Source organism: Nocardiopsis lambiniae (assembly GCF_031845465.1).
GTDB lineage: Bacteria > Actinomycetota > Actinomycetes > Streptosporangiales > Streptosporangiaceae > Nocardiopsis > Nocardiopsis lambiniae.
In genome coordinates, this window is the sequence record NZ_JAVREP010000003.1 from 281914 (window position 1) to 298653 (window position 16740).

General features: G+C 70.5%; 19 protein-coding genes. 11 read left to right on the forward strand and 8 right to left on the reverse strand.

Translation table 11 applies throughout. From position 1 onward, the window contains the following. The first annotated feature begins 90 nt into the window (after positions 1-90). From RM479_RS07280 to RM479_RS07290, 3 genes are all read left to right on the forward strand, one after another. Positions 91-1497, forward strand: a complete 1407-nt coding sequence (locus RM479_RS07280) for an endo-1,4-beta-xylanase (RefSeq protein ID WP_311510946.1) — start codon at positions 91-93, stop codon at positions 1495-1497. A gap of 166 nt (positions 1498-1663) precedes the next feature. Continuing rightward, on the forward strand, positions 1664-3025 hold the full coding sequence (locus RM479_RS07285; RefSeq protein WP_311510947.1) for a cellulase family glycosylhydrolase: 1362 nt from the start codon (positions 1664-1666) through the stop codon (positions 3023-3025). Positions 3026-3096: 71 nt separating this feature from the next. Continuing rightward, complete coding sequence (locus RM479_RS07290) at positions 3097-4179, forward strand: lytic polysaccharide monooxygenase (protein ID WP_311510948.1); 1083 nt, start codon at positions 3097-3099, stop codon at positions 4177-4179. A gap of 122 nt (positions 4180-4301) precedes the next feature. On the opposite strand, the gene RM479_RS07295 is transcribed toward RM479_RS07290, so the two are convergent. After that, a complete protein-coding gene (locus RM479_RS07295) occupies positions 4302-4946 on the reverse strand; it encodes an ArsR/SmtB family transcription factor (protein WP_311510949.1) in 645 nt (214 codons plus the stop codon). 93 nt (positions 4947-5039) lie between these two features. Here RM479_RS07295 and RM479_RS07300 point away from each other — a divergent pair, with 93 nt between their 5' ends. Then, on the forward strand, positions 5040-5696 hold the full coding sequence (locus RM479_RS07300) for a class I SAM-dependent methyltransferase (protein ID WP_311510950.1): 657 nt from the start codon (positions 5040-5042) through the stop codon (positions 5694-5696). A 112-nt stretch (positions 5697-5808) separates the two neighbouring features. Here the strand turns inward: RM479_RS07300 and RM479_RS07305 are convergent, their stop codons facing one another. From RM479_RS07305 to RM479_RS07315, 3 genes are all read right to left on the reverse strand, one after another. Further along, positions 5809-6792 (reverse strand): serine hydrolase domain-containing protein, encoded by a 984-nt coding sequence (locus RM479_RS07305; RefSeq protein WP_311510951.1) that lies wholly within the window; start codon positions 6790-6792, stop codon positions 5809-5811. A 68-nt stretch (positions 6793-6860) separates the two neighbouring features. Next, entirely contained in the window at positions 6861-7397 is a 537-nt protein-coding gene (locus tag RM479_RS07310) for a PadR family transcriptional regulator (RefSeq protein WP_311510952.1), read from the reverse strand. Between the two features lie 201 nt (positions 7398-7598). Next, positions 7599-8399 carry a GNAT family N-acetyltransferase gene (locus tag RM479_RS07315; RefSeq protein ID WP_311510953.1) on the reverse strand — a complete coding sequence of 267 codons (801 nt, stop codon included), beginning with the start codon at positions 8397-8399 and terminating at the stop codon, positions 7599-7601. Positions 8400-8666: 267 nt separating this feature from the next. On the opposite strand from RM479_RS07315, the gene helR reads away from it, so the two are divergent. Together helR and RM479_RS07325 are read left to right on the forward strand one after the other, a co-directional pair. Further along, positions 8667-10838: an RNA polymerase recycling motor ATPase HelR gene (helR, locus tag RM479_RS07320; protein WP_311510954.1), complete on the forward strand. Its 2172-nt coding sequence runs from the start codon at positions 8667-8669 to the stop codon at positions 10836-10838. A gap of 188 nt (positions 10839-11026) precedes the next feature. Beyond that, positions 11027-11719, forward strand: a complete 693-nt coding sequence (locus tag RM479_RS07325; RefSeq protein ID WP_311510955.1) for a haloacid dehalogenase type II — start codon at positions 11027-11029, stop codon at positions 11717-11719. On the opposite strand, the gene RM479_RS07330 is transcribed toward RM479_RS07325, so the two are convergent. Both RM479_RS07330 and RM479_RS07335 read right to left on the reverse strand, forming a co-directional pair. Further along, positions 11720-12082, reverse strand: coding sequence for a hypothetical protein (locus tag RM479_RS07330; RefSeq protein WP_311510956.1), 363 nt, complete (start codon positions 12080-12082; stop codon positions 11720-11722). It lies immediately after the preceding gene. Continuing rightward, complete coding sequence (locus RM479_RS07335; RefSeq protein ID WP_311510957.1) at positions 12079-12279, reverse strand: hypothetical protein; 201 nt, start codon at positions 12277-12279, stop codon at positions 12079-12081. Before RM479_RS07335 ends, RM479_RS07330 begins: the two co-directional genes overlap by 4 nt. Positions 12280-12591: 312 nt before the next feature. Here RM479_RS07335 and RM479_RS07340 point away from each other — a divergent pair, with 312 nt between their 5' ends. The 5 genes from RM479_RS07340 (at position 12592) to RM479_RS07360 (ending at position 15475) form a co-directional block, all read left to right on the forward strand. Next, entirely contained in the window at positions 12592-13395 is an 804-nt protein-coding gene (locus RM479_RS07340; protein WP_311510958.1) for a helix-turn-helix domain-containing protein, read from the forward strand. Beyond that, entirely contained in the window at positions 13392-13577 is a 186-nt protein-coding gene (locus tag RM479_RS07345; RefSeq protein WP_311510959.1) for a DUF397 domain-containing protein, read from the forward strand. The genes RM479_RS07340 and RM479_RS07345 overlap by 4 nt, the downstream gene beginning before the upstream one ends. 72 nt (positions 13578-13649) lie before the next feature. Then, a complete protein-coding gene (locus tag RM479_RS07350) occupies positions 13650-14237 on the forward strand; it encodes a YdcF family protein (protein WP_311510960.1) in 588 nt (195 codons plus the stop codon). 273 nt (positions 14238-14510) lie between these two features. Further along, positions 14511-15023 carry a hypothetical protein gene (locus RM479_RS07355; protein ID WP_311510961.1) on the forward strand — a complete coding sequence of 171 codons (513 nt, stop codon included), beginning with the start codon at positions 14511-14513 and terminating at the stop codon, positions 15021-15023. Beyond that, positions 15020-15475 (forward strand): ATP-binding protein, encoded by a 456-nt coding sequence (locus RM479_RS07360; RefSeq protein ID WP_311510962.1) that lies wholly within the window; start codon positions 15020-15022, stop codon positions 15473-15475. The genes RM479_RS07355 and RM479_RS07360 overlap by 4 nt, the downstream gene beginning before the upstream one ends. A gap of 209 nt (positions 15476-15684) precedes the next feature. On the opposite strand, the gene RM479_RS07365 is transcribed toward RM479_RS07360, so the two are convergent. Continuing rightward, positions 15685-16425: a PIG-L deacetylase family protein gene (locus RM479_RS07365; protein ID WP_311510963.1), complete on the reverse strand. Its 741-nt coding sequence runs from the start codon at positions 16423-16425 to the stop codon at positions 15685-15687. A 127-nt stretch (positions 16426-16552) separates the two neighbouring features. Further along, complete coding sequence (locus tag RM479_RS07370) at positions 16553-16735, reverse strand: hypothetical protein (RefSeq protein WP_274808466.1); 183 nt, start codon at positions 16733-16735, stop codon at positions 16553-16555. Positions 16736-16740: the final 5 nt, after the last annotated feature.

Genomic DNA, 16740 nt, shown 5'->3' on the forward strand with positions numbered 1-16740 from the left:
GGCGGTCCGATCGAGGCCCGCCGACCACGAGCGGGGGAGGGGCCGGGTCCGGCCCCGGTCCCTCCCCGTCACACCACGAAGGAACCATCGATGACGACGACGAACGGAAAGAGAGGGCGGGGACGCCGCACGGCGAGACTGCTCGCACCGGTGTTCGCCGCGGCCCTGGCCCTGAGCGCCGGGGCGACCGCCCACGCCGAGGACCCGCCCCTGCGGGACCTGGCCGACCAGCAGGGGTCGCGCATGGGCGTGGCGGTCTCCGCCCACCTGCTCGACGACCCGAGGTACGCCGAGATCGCGGCGACCCAGTACAACTCCGTCACCCACGAGAACGAGCTCAAGTGGGAGACCGTCCAGCCGCAGCGCGGTCAGTTCAACTGGTCGGGCGCCGACCGGCTGGTGGACTTCGCCCGCGCCAACGACCAGGACGTCTACGGCCACACCCTGGTGTGGCACAGCCAGCTGCCCTCCTGGGTGGCCGACGGCGGCTTCAGCGCGCCCCAGCTCGAACAGGTGATGGACGATCACATCTCGACGGTGATGGGCCGCTACGCCGGCGACATCGACTACTGGGACGTGGTCAACGAGGCGTTCAACGAGAACGGCACCTACCGGGACTCGGTGTTCCACCGGACCCTGGGCCCGGACTACATCGCCACCTCGCTGGAGATGGCGCACGAGGCCGACCCCGACGCGCGCCTCTTCATCAACGACTACAACGTCGAGGGGATCAACGCCAAGAGCGACGCCCTCTACGACCTGGCGTCCTCCCTGCTCGACCGGGGCGTGCCCCTGCACGGCGTGGGGTTGCAGTCGCACCTCATCGTCGGCCAGGTGCCCTCCAGCATGCAGGCCAACATCCAGCGGTTCGCCGACCTCGGGCTGGAAGTGATCATCACCGAGCTCGACATCCGCACCACCACCCCCGCCTCCGAACAGCAGCTCCAGGCGCAGGCCGCCGACTACACCCGGGTCTTCCAGGCATGCCAGGCCGTGGACGGCTGCGGCGGCGTCACCGTGTGGGGCGTCGACGACGGCCACTCGTGGATCCCCGACGTCTTCCCCGGTCAGGGCGCGGCCCTGCCCTACACCGCGAACTACCAGGTCAAGCCCGCCTACTGGGCGATGCACGAGGCCCTCGGCGGGGACCCCGGCGGCGACCCGGGCCCCGGGCCGGGCGACGGCTCCTGCACGGTGACCTACACCGTCTCCAACCAGTGGAACCAGGGAGCCGTCGTCGACGTGACCGTCCGCAACGACGGCGCGGCCACGGTCGAGGGCTGGACCCTCACCTGGACCCAGCCCGCCGGCCAGCGGATCACCTCCGCCTGGAACGCCACGGTGACCCAGAACGGAAGCGCCGTGACCGCTGCGGCGGCGTCCTGGAACCGGGTGCTGGCACCCGGCGGCAGCGCCTCGTTCGGCTTCCAGCTCACCCACCAGGGGCAGGTCGCGAGCCCCGACGCGTTCGCGCTGAACGGCGCCGACTGCGACTGACCCCCGCCCCCTACCCCTTCCCCCAGGGCGTCCGCCGGACGCCCGCACCGACCCCCGGGGCACCCGACCCCCACCACGGGTGCCCCGGGCCCGAACCACCCACCCAGCCCCGAGGACCGGAACTCCTCCGCCCGGTCCTCGGGGCGCCCCTCCCCTGGAGACGCCGATGCGCACCCGGATCGCGCTGGCACTCGGGGCCGCCCTGGCCCTGGTGGCCTCCCTGTTCGCCTTCTCGCTACCCGCCCACGCCGACACCGGCTTCCGCGTTCAGGACGGACGCCTCGTGGACGCCGCCGGCAACGACTTCCTCATCCGCGGCGTCAGCCACGCCCACACCTGGTACACCCACCAGACCGGATCCTTCGCCGACATCAAGTCGCTGGGCGCCAACACCGTCCGCGTCGTCCTCAGCAGCGGCGACCGCTGGAACGAGAACAGCGCCGCGGACGTGGAGAACGTGGTCTCCCTCTGCAAGGCGAACCGCCTCGTCTGCATGTTGGAGGTCCACGACACCACCGGTTACGGCGAGGAGGGCGCCGCCGCCACCCTCGACGAGGCCGTCGACTACTGGCTGCGGATCCAGGACGTCCTCCACGGCGAGGAGGACCACGTCCTCGTCAACATCGGCAACGAGCCCTACGGCAACGACCAGGGCGTCAACCAGGCCTGGGCCGCCGACACCATCGACGCCATCGAGCGGCTGCGCGCCGCCGGATTCGAGCACACCCTCGTGGTGGACGCGCCCAACTGGGGCCAGGACTGGCAGGGCATCATGCGCCGGGACGCGCCGCAGGTGGCCGCCGCCGACGACAACACCGTGTTCTCCATCCACATGTACGGCGTCTACGAGCAGGAGTCCACGGTCGTCTCCTACCTGGAGCACTTCGTCAACGCCGGCCTGCCGCTGATCGTCGGCGAGTTCGGCCACGACCACAGCGACGGGAACCCCGACGAGGACGCCATCATGGAGCACACCCGTCGGCTCGGGCTCGGCTACGTCGGCTGGTCCTGGAGCGGCAACGGCGGCGGTGTGGAGTACCTCGACATGGTCGAGGGCTTCGACGTGAACCGGCTGACGCCGTGGGGCGAGCGCATCTTCCACGGACCGGACGGCATCGGCGAGACGTCCGTCGAGGCCCCGATCTACGGCGGTGGCGGCGAACCGACGGACCCGCCCACCGAAGAGCCCAGCGAGCCGCCCACGGAGGAGCCCAGCGAGCCGCCGACCGACCCCGAGGGCGAGTGCACCGCCGAGTTCCGGGTCACCAACGAGTGGTCCGGCGGGTTCCAGGCCGAGGTCGAGGTGACCGCGCACACCGCCCTCACCGGCTGGGTCGTCACCTGGACCTCCCCGGCGGGCCAGACCGTCGCCCACTCCTGGAACACCGACCTGAGCACCTCCGGCGGCACCGTCACCGCGCGCAACGTCGCCTACAACGGCACCGTCGCCGCCGGTGCCGCCACCACCTTCGGACTCATCGGGAACGGCACCGCCGTCGCCCCCGACCCCGCGTGCGCCGCGGCCTGACCGGCCGCGGCGACCCCGGCCGGGCGACCGCCCGGCCGGGACTCCCCCACCCGAAAGGAAGAACACCCCCCATGGAGAGGACCCGCACCCGCAATCTCCTCACCGCCGCGGTGGCGCTCGGCGCGCTCGCCGTCGGCTACTCGGTGGTGGTCGCGCCCGAGCCCGCCGAGGCCCACGGCGCGTTCACCTACCCCGCCTCCCGCACCTACGCCTGCTTCCAGGACGCCACCGGCGGCAGCTCCGGCGGCGCCCTGGCCCCCACCAACCCGGCCTGTGTCGACGCGCTCGCCGAGGGCGGGGACTACGCGTACTGGAACTGGTTCGGCAACCTCATCGGCAACTCCGACGGACGGCACCGTGAGTTCGTCGCCGACGGCGAGCTGTGCGGTCCGACCCCGCAGTTCAGCGCGTTCAACGCCGCCCGCGACGACTGGCCGTCCACGCCGTTGCAGGCCAACACGACGGTGGAGTTCCACCACAACGCCTGGGCCGCGCACCCGGGCACGTTCTTCACCTACGTCACCGAGTCGGGCTGGGACCCGAACCAGCCGCTGGACTGGGACGACCTGGAGCTCATCGACACGGCCGTCAACCCGCCGCTGCGCAGCGGGGGAGTGGCGGGCGCCGAGTACTACTGGGACGTGGACCTGCCGAACCGGTCGGGCCGACACGTCGTGTACTCGGTGTGGGAGCGGTCGGACAGCCCGGAGGCGTTCTACAACTGCTCCGACGTGGTGTTCAGCGGCGGGAACGGGGAGCCCGAGCCCACCGACCCGCCCGAGCCCACGGACCCGCCGGAACCGACCGACCCCCCGGAGCCGACGGACCCGCCGACCGACCCGCCGGCGGACGAGTACTGCACCGCCGAGTACCGCGTCCTCAACGAGTGGTCGGGCGGCTTCCAGGCCGAGGTCGAGCTGACCGCCGGTGAGGACGGCGTCGACGGGTGGATGGTCGACTGGGTGTTCGCCAACGGCCAGACGATCTCCAGCCTGTGGAACGGCACGGTGGTCAACCACGGTTCGCACCACGAGGTGAGGAACCTGCCGCACAACAGCCTGCTGGACCCGGGCGAGAGCACGAGCTTCGGGTTCACGGCCAACCACCCGGGCGGTGTGAACATCGTCCCGCTCCCGGACTGCGGCCCCGCGTAGTCCCCGAACCCTGAGAGGACCAGGAGGGCCCGGGCACCCGCCCGGGTCCTCCGCCTCGCCTGAGACCGGGCCGGATGCGACGGGCGCGGGGGCGCCCACGGGCCCTCCCGGCGGCCGGCGGTTCACGCGGCGATGGGGAGTCCGGCCGAGCGCCATTCGACGATGCCCTCCTCCAACAGGGCGGCGCGGCGGCCGTGGGCGGTGAGCAGGCGCACGGCGTCGTAGGAGAGCACGCAGTAGCGGCCCCGGCAGTAGGCGACGACCTCGACCCCGGCGGGCAGCTCCGCCAGTCGGTCGGCCAGTTCCGACAGGGGGATGGACACGGCGCCGGGGATGTGGCCCGCGGCGTACTCGGACTCGGGGCGCACGTCCAGCACCAGCGCGGAGCCGTCGGCGGCCGAGGACAGCAGCTCCCGGCGGCCCACCAGCCGGATGCCGTCGTGGTCCAGGTAGGCGCGGCGGACCGCCTCCACGTCCGCGTTGCGGCTGTCGGCGACCGTGCACAGCAGGGACATCAGCGCGGCCACGTCGTTTCCGGCCAGCCGGTAGTGGAGGCGGGTGCCCTCGCCGCGCACGGACACCAGCCCGGACCGGCGCAGGGTCTGGAGGTGGGCCGAGGCGGTCGTCAGCTTCAGCCCGGCGGCGTCGGCGAGGTCCTGGACGGGGCGCTCGCCCTGGGCCAGCAGTTCCAGGATCTCCAGGCGCTTGCCGTGGGCCAACGCCTTGCCGGTACGCGCGACGGCCTCGTACAGGTCGGTCTTGTCCATCTGCCCGCCCTCCTGTTATTCCATGATTCCATGGAATAGTGTACAAAGAACGGTCGCGGGGGGCCTCCCCGGCGCGGTGAGGAGGAGCGGGGCATGGACGAGGACCTGGGCGCGCTCCAGCGGAAGCACTGGCAGGACACCTACCGGCGCCATCCGGTCATGTACGGCTCGGAGCCCTCGCGGGCGGCGCGCTACGCCGCCGAGGTGTTCGCCGAGCGGAGCGCGGGGACCGTCCTGGAACTGGGCGCGGGGCACGGCCGCGACGCCCTGTGGCTGGCCGGGCGGGACCTGCGGGTACACGCCCTGGACTTCAGCCCCACCGCCCTGGACCGGTTGGAGCGGGACGCCGCCGAGAGGGGGCTGGCCGACCGTGTCACGGCCCGCGTGCACGACGCCCGCGAGGAGCTGCCGCTGTCCGACGCCTCGGTGGACGGCGTGTTCGCGCACATGCTGCTCTGCATGGCCCTGTCCACCGACCGGATCCGGGCCCTGGCGCGCGAGGTGCGTCGGGTGCTGCGCCCGGGCGGTGCCTTCGTCTACACCGTCCGCCACACCGGCGACGCCCACCACGGAACCGGGGTCCCCCACGGGGACGGGATCTTCGAGCACGGTGGATTCGCGGTGCACTTCTTCGACCGGGCCCTGGTCGAGGAACTCGCCCTGGGATGGCGTCTGGAGGAGGTACACCCCTTCGAGGAGGGCGACCTGCCCCGGCGGCTGTGGCGCGTCACCATGGTCCGCCCCGCCTGAGCGTGGTTCGGGGCGCGGAGCGGCGAGGGCGGTCGGACCGCGCACGAGTGCGCCTCCCCCGGGCGGGCCGTCGTGCCCCGGGCCGAAGCGGACCGGGGCATCGGGGCACCGCTCAGCGGACCTGGGAGACGAGCTGGAACAGGAGTTCGTGCACGAGGGAACGGGGGACCATCTGGTTGACGGTCGCGGAGACGTGGAGGTCCCGTTCCGGGACGTGGTACAGCGTGTTGCCGAAGGCGCCCGAGTGGCCGATCATCTCCGGGATCGGCGTGAACGGTGACAGCCACCGGGGGAGTCTGAGTCGCATGAGGCCGACCCCGTAGGTGATGGGGACGAACCGGGAGAAGACCGGGTTCCAGCGCTCCGTCATCTCCGCCAGGTAGTGCGCCGGGAACAGCTCGCCCGCCATGAACGCGCGCAGGAACCGCACCTGGTCGGCGGAGGTCGACACCACCGCGCCGTCGGGGGGGAACGAGGCGATCGTCTTCGGGATGCGCAGCGCGGTGCGACCGTGCAGGATCGGCGCGACCTCGTCGTAGCGGTCCAGCGTGTCCGGGGTGAACAGCCAGGTGTCGCGCAGGCCGAGCGGTTCGACGATCCGGCTTCGGAAGGCCTCCTCGTAGCCGCCGGAGGTGGCCACCTCGATGATGCGTCCGAGCAGCTGGTAGTTGGTGTCACAGTACTGCGCCCGGCCCGGCGCCGAGGGGGCGAACCGGCTCGGCATGCCCCTCGCCATCTCCAGGAGTTCCTCGAAGGTCCAGGCGGCGTCGGTGCGCAGCATGTCGCCCAGGAAGGTCGTGCCGTCCGGGCGCTTCTGCTCGAAGTAGTCCGGGATCCCCGACGTCTGCGTCAGCAGTTCGCGGATCGTGATCGCCGGGCCGTGGTCCCGCCCGCCGTGCGTGTTCAGCCCGCGCATCGTGTCCTCGCCGAGGATCTCCGCCGCGCGCGTGTCGAGGGTCAGGACCTTCTCGTCGCGAAGCCGCATGAGCATCGAGACGGTGTACAGCTTGGTGATGCTGGCGATGAAGTAGGGGCGGTCGGTGTCCCCGTGGCTCCAGGTGAACCCGGTGGACGGCTGCTCGATCGTGACGCTCATGGCCGACACCGCCGGTTTCGCGGCGTAGCGAGCCGCGATCCGGTGCAGTCGGGCAGAGGTGGGCGGATTCATGACGTGATCCCCTCCAGTCGTCGTTCGGTGGCGTCCAGCCAGTCGAGTTCGGTTCTCGCGTGGGCGATGCCGTTGGCGAGCGTGGCCAGACGGAGCACGCCGCCGAGCCCGAACTCGGCGACGTTGGCCGGGATCTCGATCGCCTCCAACGCCGCGAGTTGTCCGCTCAGCTCCCGTCGGCGGCCGTCCAGCAGTTCCCGGATCCGTTCCACCGGCATCCGGTCCGCGAAGAACAGTCGTGCGAGGAAGGGTTCGCGCGAGGGCTGGGCCTTCAGCGGGGAGGCGAGCCACCGGTCCAGTTCGGCCGAACCGAGGTCGGTCACGCTGTGCAGGTGCATGTTGGGGCGCTCCTCCTGCACCACGGTGCGGCGGACGGCGAGGCCGTCCTCCACCAGGCCGGCGAGCGTGCGGTAGATCTGCGACTGATCCGCCGTCCAGAAGTGCCCGACGCTCTCGTCGATCACCTTCTTCAACTCGTAGCCGCTCATCGGCTTGATGGACAGGATTCCGAGGATGGCGTGCCGTAGGGACATGGCTAGATGCTAGCTCACATATATGTGATGTCCAATAAATGTCAGTGCACATTCATCGGCGCGGGGTCATACTCCGGCGGACCCGTCGCCCGGCACGAGGTGACCCGCCCCGGTACCGCCTTCTCGGCCGGTCGACGCGAGTCGGGAGGCTCCCGCCCGGAGCGGCGCGGACATCGACCCGACGGCGAACGCCGTGCGGTCTCAGCCCTTCAAGACGTAGAAGCGCACCGGTGAGTTCGGCTCGAAGCCGATGCGCGGGTACAGGGGCGCTCCCGCCGCGGTCGCGTGCAGGGTGGCGCGGATCAGGCCGGTCGCCCGAGCGCCCTCGTACAGGGCCTTGCGCGTCACGGCCTCGCCGTAGCCCCGGCGCTCCCACTCCGGGGCCGTGGCCACGAGCGCGACGAAGAGGCGGCCGTCCGCCTCCACCGTTCCGGCGCACGTCACCGGAACACCGTCCCGCACACCCAGGTAGGCGTGGACCCCGTCCCTCCACAGCGTCGACCCGAGCAGTCCGTCCCTCCCGTCCTCCAGGGGGAACCCGTAGGCGCGCGAGTTCAGGTCCGCGTACGCCCGCAGGTGCTCGTCGGTGGACACCCGGACGAACTCCAGCTCGGGATGGGACGGCTCGGGAAGGGGGAGGAGGTCCCCGGCCATGCCGACCCCGGAGAAGGCGTGTTCCAGGCCCACCCTCTCGACGGCGGACGCGAGCCCCGCGCGCGCCTGGTCCGTGAGGAGGTCCTCGAAGAGCCACAGGAACCCGGGGCGCTCCTTGGAACGCATGACGTCGGCGGCCCGGCCCAGTCTCTCCTCGACGAGCCCCGGATCCGCGTCCACGTCGGTCAGCGTGACGCAGTTCCAGAACGCGAACCGGCTGTCGGCCCAGCGGACGGACACGCCCGGAAGGTCGCGCACGTCGGCGTCCGCGTCACGGTCGAGCACCATGGCGCGCCAGGCCACGGTGAGCTGCTCCATCGACTCGACCGACTCCGCGCGATCCGCCATCTGTACCCCTTCGGACGGTGGGACCTCGGGGGAAGCCCCTCTTCCGGGCACAGGATCGCCCACGGGCCAAGGGTTACCGGCCGGTTCGGCCGATCCGTGACCTCCACCGCTCCGCCGGGCGTCACGGCGGTGGCATGAAAAAGGGAGAGGGCCTTCGGCCGCTCTCCTCCACTCTCAATCTATAGCGCACCCCCGGGCTTGCGGCAAGACCCCCCTCGTGGCCCAGAATCGACCCTCGTGACCACATGCCATGATCCGGGGGACGATGTGAATACGCGGGCCACCAGTGTTTTCGACCTGCCGGACAATCTCGCCGCCAAGGCCGCGCCCGAACTGATCGCCGAGGACGCGCGGCACTTCGCGGCCATCGCGGAGAGCCTGGAGCGGACGATCGCCGACCTGTCCGAGCGCCTCGACACCGAGCGCATGGCGCCCGGCGGCAGGGGCCGGGCGGTGATGGACCGGGACATGGAGGTCCACCGGCTGAGTTCCCGCCTGCGCTCCCTGCGCCGCTTCGGCCTGGACCTGTGTCTGGGCCACATCGTCGCCGAGGGAGACTCCGAGCCCGTGTACATCGGACGGCTCGGCCTCAGCGACGAGGACGGGCGCCGCCTGCTGCTCGACTGGCGCTCTCCCGCCGCCGAGCCGTTCTTCGCGGCCACCCACGCCGACCCGATGGGTCTGGCGAGCCGCCGCAGGTACCGCTGGACGCGGGGTCGGATCACCGACTACTGGGACGAGGTCTTCACTCCGGCCGGGTTCGAGGGACACCACGCCTCGCTCGACGACCAGTCCGCGTTCATCGCCAGTCTGGGCGCCGACCGGTCCGATCGGATGCGGGACGTGCTCGGCACCATCCAGGCCGACCAGAACGCCATCATCCGGGCCGGTTCGAGCGGCACCCTCGTGGTCGACGGCGGCCCCGGTACCGGAAAGACCGTCGTCGCCCTGCACCGCACCGCCCACCTGCTGTACTCCGACCCGCGCCTGGGCCATCGGCGGGGCGGCGTGCTGTTCGTGGGTCCGCACCAGCCCTACCTGGCCTATGTCGCCGACGTGCTGCCGAGCCTGGGCGAGGAGGGGGTGCAGATCTGCACCCTGCGGGATCTCCTCCCCGAGGGCGCGACGGCCCCGGAGGAGAAGGACCCCGAGGTCGCGCGACTGAAGGCGTCCGCGAACCTGGTGAAGGCGATCGAGCCGGCCGTGAGGTTCTACGAGCAGCCGCCCACCGAGGGGATGGAGGTCACCACCCCCTGGGCCGAGGTCCGGTTGACCGTCCGGGACTGGGCCGAGGCGTTCGACGCGGTGGAACCCGGGACCCCGCACAACGAGGCGCGCACGCGGATCCTGGACGAACTGGTCGCGATCCTGTTCGACAAGCACGACCAGGACGAGAAGGAGGAGGAGGAGAGGTTCACGCCGGAGATGCTCCGCCGGGTGCTGGTGCGGAACCGGGAACTGATGACGGCCTTCTACCGCGCGTGGCCGCTGCTCGAACCCACCGACCTGGTCGGCGACCTGTGGACGGTTCCCGCCTACCTGCGCAAATGCGCGCCGATGCTGAGCATCGAGGAGATCCGCGCGCTCCAGCGCGAGGAGGCCCAGGCCTGGACGGTGTCCGACCTGCCGCTGCTGGACGCGGCCCGGCAACGGCTGGGCGACCCGAAGGCGTCGAGTCGCCAGAGCCGGCACCGGGCCTCGGAGCTGGCCCAGCGCGATCGCATGTCCACGGTGATCGACAGCCTGGTCGCCGCCGACGACGACGGTGAGGGCGTGGTGACGATGCTGCTCCTCGACGACATGAAGAACAGCCTGGTCGACGAGTCCGTGCTGCCGAGCCCGGACCGGGACGTGCTGGCGGGCCCGTTCGCGCACATCGTGGTGGACGAGGCCCAGGAGCTGACCGACGCGGAGTGGCAGATGCTGCTGCTCCGGTGCCCGTCGCGGAGCTTCACCATCGTGGGCGACCGCGCCCAGGCCCGACACGGGTTCACGGAGTCGTGGCGGGAGCGGCTGGAGCGGGTCGGGCTCGACCGGGTCGACCTGACGTCGCTCAGCATCAACTACCGGACGCCGGAGGAGGTCATGGCGGAGGCCGAGCCGGTCATCCGGGCGGCGCTCCCGGACGCCAACGTGCCGACCTCCATCCGGAGCGCGGGTGTTCCCGTGACGCACGGGGCGGTGGAGGAGCTGGACTCGATCCTGGACACGTGGCTCGCCGAGAACGCGGAGGGGATCGCCTGTGTCATCGGTGATCCCACGTTCCGTGCGACGTCCCGGGTCCGGTCGCTGACGCCGACGTCGGTGAAGGGGTTGGAGTTCGATCTGGTGATCCTGGTCGACCCGGAGGCGTTCGGGGAGGGGATCGAGGGGGCGGTGGACCGCTACGTGGCGATGACCCGCGCGACCCGGCGACTCGTCGTCCTCACGAGTTCCTGACCCGGGTCCCCTCTCCGTCGGTGGTGCGGGGTGGGGGCGGGTGCTCCGCCCCCACCCGGTGTCGCCCGGGTGGACGGCCTTCGGGTAGAGAGGGAGACCCCGCACCGCGGTGGACCGCCGAACCCTTCGACGAACGAGTCTCCGCATGTTCCGGTCGGCACGGACGGAGGCTTCCGGGAGCGCTTCTCGTGACCGCACACCTCGACATCGACGTGATCGTCTTCGACATCCTCGGGACCATGGTCGATGAGCCCGGCGGCCTCGGACGAGGTATCCGAACGCTTCTCCCGGACATCGACGACGCGAGGACGGCCGCACTCGTCGAGGTGTGGCACGGGTACGTCGACGAACAGCAGCGGGAGATGCTGGCGGGTCGCCGCCCCTACGCCGACAGCGCGGTGATCGACCGTGAGGCGGCGGCCCGCGTCGCGGCCGAGGCCGGTGTCGACGGAGAAGAGGGGATTCGTCTCCTGGCGGCCTCGGCGCAGCGGCTGGACCCGTGGGCGGACTCCGTCGCGGGGCTGGGGCGGATCGCCTCGCGGTTCCCGGTGGTCGGCCTGTCGAACGCGAGCCGCTCGGCGCTCACCCGTATCAACGCGCACGCGGGACTGCGCTGGCACCAGGCGCTCTCGGCCGAGGACGCCCGGGGTTACAAGCCCCATCCGGATGTGTACCGACTCGCGATCGCCAACGCGGGGTGCCCGCCGGAACGCCTGCTCATGGTCGCCGCCCACGCTTGGGATCTGCGGGGTGCGCGGGCGGTGGGCATGAGGACGGCCTACGTCGAGCGCCCGGTGGGGGACCCGCCCGGTGCGGCGGACTCGTTCGACCTGGAGGTGAGGAGCCTCGACGAGCTGGCCGCCGGTCTCGGTGTGACCTGATCATTCGGGACCGGGCGGTCGTTCCCGGGAGGGCCGGGACGGAGGGATGGGAGGGTGGCCTGAGTACCGGCGCAGGCGTTCCTCCAGTTGGTCGGGGGTGTGCTCGATCTGCGTGCGCCAGTGGGCCCGGGGGTCGCGATGGGTGGCCATCCAGAGGGAGCCGGTCCAGGCGATGCGGTGGGTGGCGCCCCAGGTCCGGTTCAGGCGTTCCAGGGTGAGCGAGGGGGGTTCCCAGCGGTCGCCGCGCACGTCCTCGTGTTCGTCGGGGTGATCGAGGTCCAGGACGCACACCCGTCGGGTGCCCTGGTGGTCGAGGCGGACCTCGCCGCACAAGGGAGGGAGGAGGAGGGGCATCCGCGTCATCGCCGGCCTCCAGCGGCTTCCAGGGCCAGGTCCAGGAGGCGGACGGCCTCGTGCGCGTCGCCGGTGCGCCGGGTGTGCTCCAGCGCGGTTCGCACGGCGGAGACCCGCCCGGACAGCGGGCTCGGGAGTTCGGTCCCCGACAGGTCGAGCGCTTCGACCGCCGCTTCCAGGAGATCGTCGAGATGGATTCCGTTCACCGGTCCACCTCCGTCCGGACATGGCGGAAAGCGGTAATCTCGTGCATGTTCGCACCTGCTCATTCGTGAGAGATCCGGGAGTGGAACCACGCCCCGGGGCTGTTATCGCAGCCGCCGGGGCACTTATTCGCACAAGCACCCGATTCGTGTCCGAACGGGGTGTTTGTGAAATTATGCTGCGCGGGATTCTCCCGCGCCTCCTACAGTGTCAACTTTGCTGGCATCCCCTCTGAACTGCAACGACATCTACGTGACTGGGTAATTGTCGAAAAAGTAGTGCAGGTTGTAGAGCCCTCGTGCAAGCATGTGCACATGCCGGACAAGGTCTTCAAGGAATGGGATGGCTGGGGGCGGGAACTCCGCAGGTTGCGCGAGGAGGCGAACCTCAGCCAGCTTCAACTCGCCCACAGGCTGCCGTTCCAGAACGGCCTCATCAGCGGTTTCGAGAGGGCGACGAGAAAGCCGAAACGGGAGCACGCGGTCGCCTTGGACGGGGCGCTTTCTACAGGCGACGTCCTGGAGCGACTGTGGCTGGAGGTCACGAACACCCGCGAGATCCCTGCCGACTGGCGAGACTTCGTCCGCCTGGAGCGCCAAGCCGTTGAGATCCGCGAGTACCAGATGGTTCTCATGCCAGGCCTGCTCCAGACCCGGGAATACGCTCATGCGGTTCTGCGGAACCACCGGAAGTGGGACAGCGACCGCAACGTCACCGAGCTGGCCAAGACCCGAAGCGAGCGCCTGAGCCAGATACGAAAAGAGACGCTGCTGTGGTTCGTCATAGACGAGGTGATGGTGCGTCGCGTGGTGGGGTCCCGGGAGGTTTTGAAGGAGCAGCTAGATCACTTGCTGCACTTGCTCAACAACCACCGCATCCGAGTAACGTTGATACCTGAGTACGCTCCCCAGCATCCAGGTCTTAGTGGCTCTTTCCGCATCATGAACCTGAGTGATGGCCGCATCGTAGGGCTCGCGGAGTATTGGGGAGGCCAGAACGTGGTGACAGGGGCGCAGGTCAACCAGCTTTTGAGCATCTTCAGCGGGCTCCAGGCCGAAGCGCTTTCTCCCATCGCGTCGTACGAGTACATCAAGAAGACGAGAGAGGCTCTCGCGTGAGCAACCCTGTTCGAGCCTGGCACACCAGCAGCTACACCGGTGGGAACGACCCCAACTGCGTCGAGGTTGCGGAGGGTGCCATGACTGCTGTTCGGGACACCCAGAACCGGGAGCTCGGGCACTTGGAGTTCTCCTCAGCCGAGTGGGCATCGCTCGTGGACACCCTCAAGTCCCACAGCTGAACGACTTCCCCAAGGGCGGCATTCTTTCCGGGTGCCGTCCTCGCCCGTACCCCTGCCGGTAGGTTCCGGAGTATGGATCGCAAACGCCTTCTGCTCGGTGCCACCCTCGTCGGCGGGGCGCTCCTCTGGAGCGAATGGACCCTGTGGCGGGCCTCCCGCGAGGATTACCCCGCGCCCGCCCCGCACGTCGACACCGACGCCGATGAGGCGATCATCGTCCTCGGGTACCCCAGCCGCCGCGGCGACCGCCCCGGCCTGATCCAGCGCTACCGTGTCCGGGTCGCCGTCCGGTCCCGTGATCCCCGGGCCGGACGCAGCGTTCTGATCTTCACCGGTGGCAACCCCCGACGTCACCACGCCCGCCGATCCGAGGCGGCCGTGATGGCCGATTACGCCGTTGACGTCTTCGGGGTGGACCCGGCCGACATCCTCTTGGAAGAGAAAGCGAACAACACCTGGGAGAACATCGAACTCTCCCTTCCCCTGGCGGAGCCCTTCCCGGTCGTGAAGATCGCTTCCAACACCTCCCACGCCCGCCGGGGTCGCCGGTACCTCCGAAAGCAGGCCCCGGAGATCGCCGACCGCCTGCGTCCCACCCGGGATCATCGACCGGGTGAACTCCTCTGGCTGAAGCCGATTATCGCTCTTTATCGGCGCTGAAACACCCCAAAAACGCGAAACAACCAAAGCGGACCAAAAGCCTTTTTCTTCAGAAAGGGAGCATTGCGCAGGGGTCGAACACCAGTGCCCTGAACTGCGAAGACGAGGAACCTTCGATCTTCTTCGGCGATCTGCCCGGAAACCGTACGCGGAACGATCGCGCGTGCCCTATTCTGGCGCCACAACCGCATATCGAGTGACCCCGCGACGCTAGTCGAGCGCCCGGGGCCGTGGTCAGCAATTCCCAAACCTTGAACGAATCGGATTGCCAACGTGCGCCAGTCTAGTGCCGCGCTCCTCAGGGCTGTCTTCGCCCTGCTCGGAGCGTTGCTGTCCCCTTCCCGCGGCCGTCACACCCGCCGCCGCTCCACCCGGGTCCGCCGCTACGCCCAGAACCCCAGGCCCGCGACCCGGCCCTCACCCCCGGCCGCCCCGCGCCCACACCACCCGCGCCTGAACCGGCCCCGCGAGGTCTTCCCGGCCGAGGAACTGCCGCTCGTGCGGCCCTACTACACCGCCCACGAACAGACCCGCGCCCAAGCCCGTGTCCAGGCCGAGGCGACCGCACGCCTGCACCGGTGGAGCGCACCCCGCGCACCCAAGGCCCCCGCCCCCGAGGCGCGCCCGTCCGCACCCCGCACCCCCGAGGTGCGTCTGCCCGAACCGCGTCTGCCGGAAGGGGATCTGCTCGCGCCCACCCCGCCCCCGGTCACCTTCGAGGACCTGGCGAAGGTGACCCGCGTGTGGATCGCCCAGCAGGAAAGCAAGGCGGCGGTGGGCGTATGACCCCGACCCGTGTGTGGACCCACCGCCTCTACCCCGGCGAGCTGCGCGAGCTGGCCCGGGTGCGCCGGGAGCTGACCGCCGACCTGGCAGGGTTCGACCCCGGCGTGGCCGACACGCTGGTGCTGTGCGGCAGCGAACTGTTCGCCAACTGCGTCAGGTACACCGCCTCGGGCACCGAGAACGGAGCGGTCATCCGTACCCTGTGGCTGGTCGGGGACCGCTCCCTCACCCTGGGGTTCACCGACGACGGCCTCGGCGGCACCGTGCCCCGCATCCCCACGACGCGCACCTCCGACGAGTGGGAGCGGGCCGAGGGACAACGCGGACTGCTGATGGTCCAGGAGTTGTCCACAGCCTGGGGATACTCACCCGTCTGCCCCTTCGGTGACCTGGGCACCCACACCTGGGCCACCTTCACCCTCACACCCACACCCACACCACTCACACGATGACCGGCACGGGCTCCCCACCCCACGGGGAGCCCTTCGGTCCATGATGGGGGAGCGATCGCACGCGAGGCATGTTCATCCCGTAGGGGCGGGTCACAGCCTCGCGTCGGTCGCCGACGACCACCCCCTCCACTTCGTCGGGCACGAACGTCCAAGGTCGTGTCCGCGCCCGACGGCGAGCCGTCCTCGTCCCTGCCGGGGCGATGACGGGCTCAGCAGAGGATGACTTCGAAGGCCGTGGCCGGTCGGCCGCCGTAGCGCTCGCCCGCGGACTGCGCCATGGCGGTCAGCAGTCCACGGGCGTCGGCCATCCAGTTCCCGCTGCCGAGCCCGTCGAGGTAGGCCCGGTGTGCTTCGAGCGAGGCTATGGCGGTGTCGAGCGTGCCGGTGATGTCGACGGCGTGCGTTGCGGACGGCGAGCCCGCGACGGCGGCGTAGCGCACCCCCTCCCACGGAGCGGGGCCGATGTCGGTGTGCAGGTGGCGGTTTCCGGCGTCGGCGACGGCGTCCAGGGCGGCGCGGCCGACGTTGCGGTGGTCCGGGGTGTTCCAGCGCGGTCCGGGCCAGGTCTCATGGTGATTGAAGGTGACCACGAGGTCAGGGCGGTGTCTGCGGATGGCGGCGGTGAAGTCCCGGCGCAGCGGCAGGCCGTACTCGATCAGTCCGTCCGGGTGGTCGAGGAATTCGACCGAGGTGACGCCGACGATCGCCGCGCTCGCGACCTGTTCGGCTTCACGCAGATTCGCGGCCTCCTCCGGTGCCATGGATGCGATACCGGCTTCTCCTCGTGTCGCGAGGAGGTAGGCGACCTTCTTTCCCGCGGCCGTCCATGACGCGATCGCTCCGGCCGCCCCGTACTCCAGGTCGTCGGGGTGGGCCACGATGGCCAGGGCCGTCTCCCAGTCATCCGGGAATCGGGCGAGGTCGCCTCGGTCTGCTGGTGCTGAGGTCACGATGTTCTTCCTTTGCCTGCCGGTGGGGACGGGCCGGATCGCCGGCCCGGCCCCACCGAGTGGTGAGAGTTCGTGCGGGCCCCGCTCGCCGGGGTGCGAACGCGGTGAGCGGGGCTGTCCGGGACGGTCAGCAGCAGCCTGCACCGGAGAGCTGTGCTTCTTCCTTCGCCGCCGGGTCGCAGCAGGCGCCGGCCTCGGTCGCGGCGGAACCGGTGCCGCAGCAGGGAGAGGCGGCGGCCTCGGGCTCGGCGGCGGGGGCCGAGGGCTGCGGGCCGCAGCAGGACGGCGTGAGGGTGGTCGGCTCACTCATGGGTG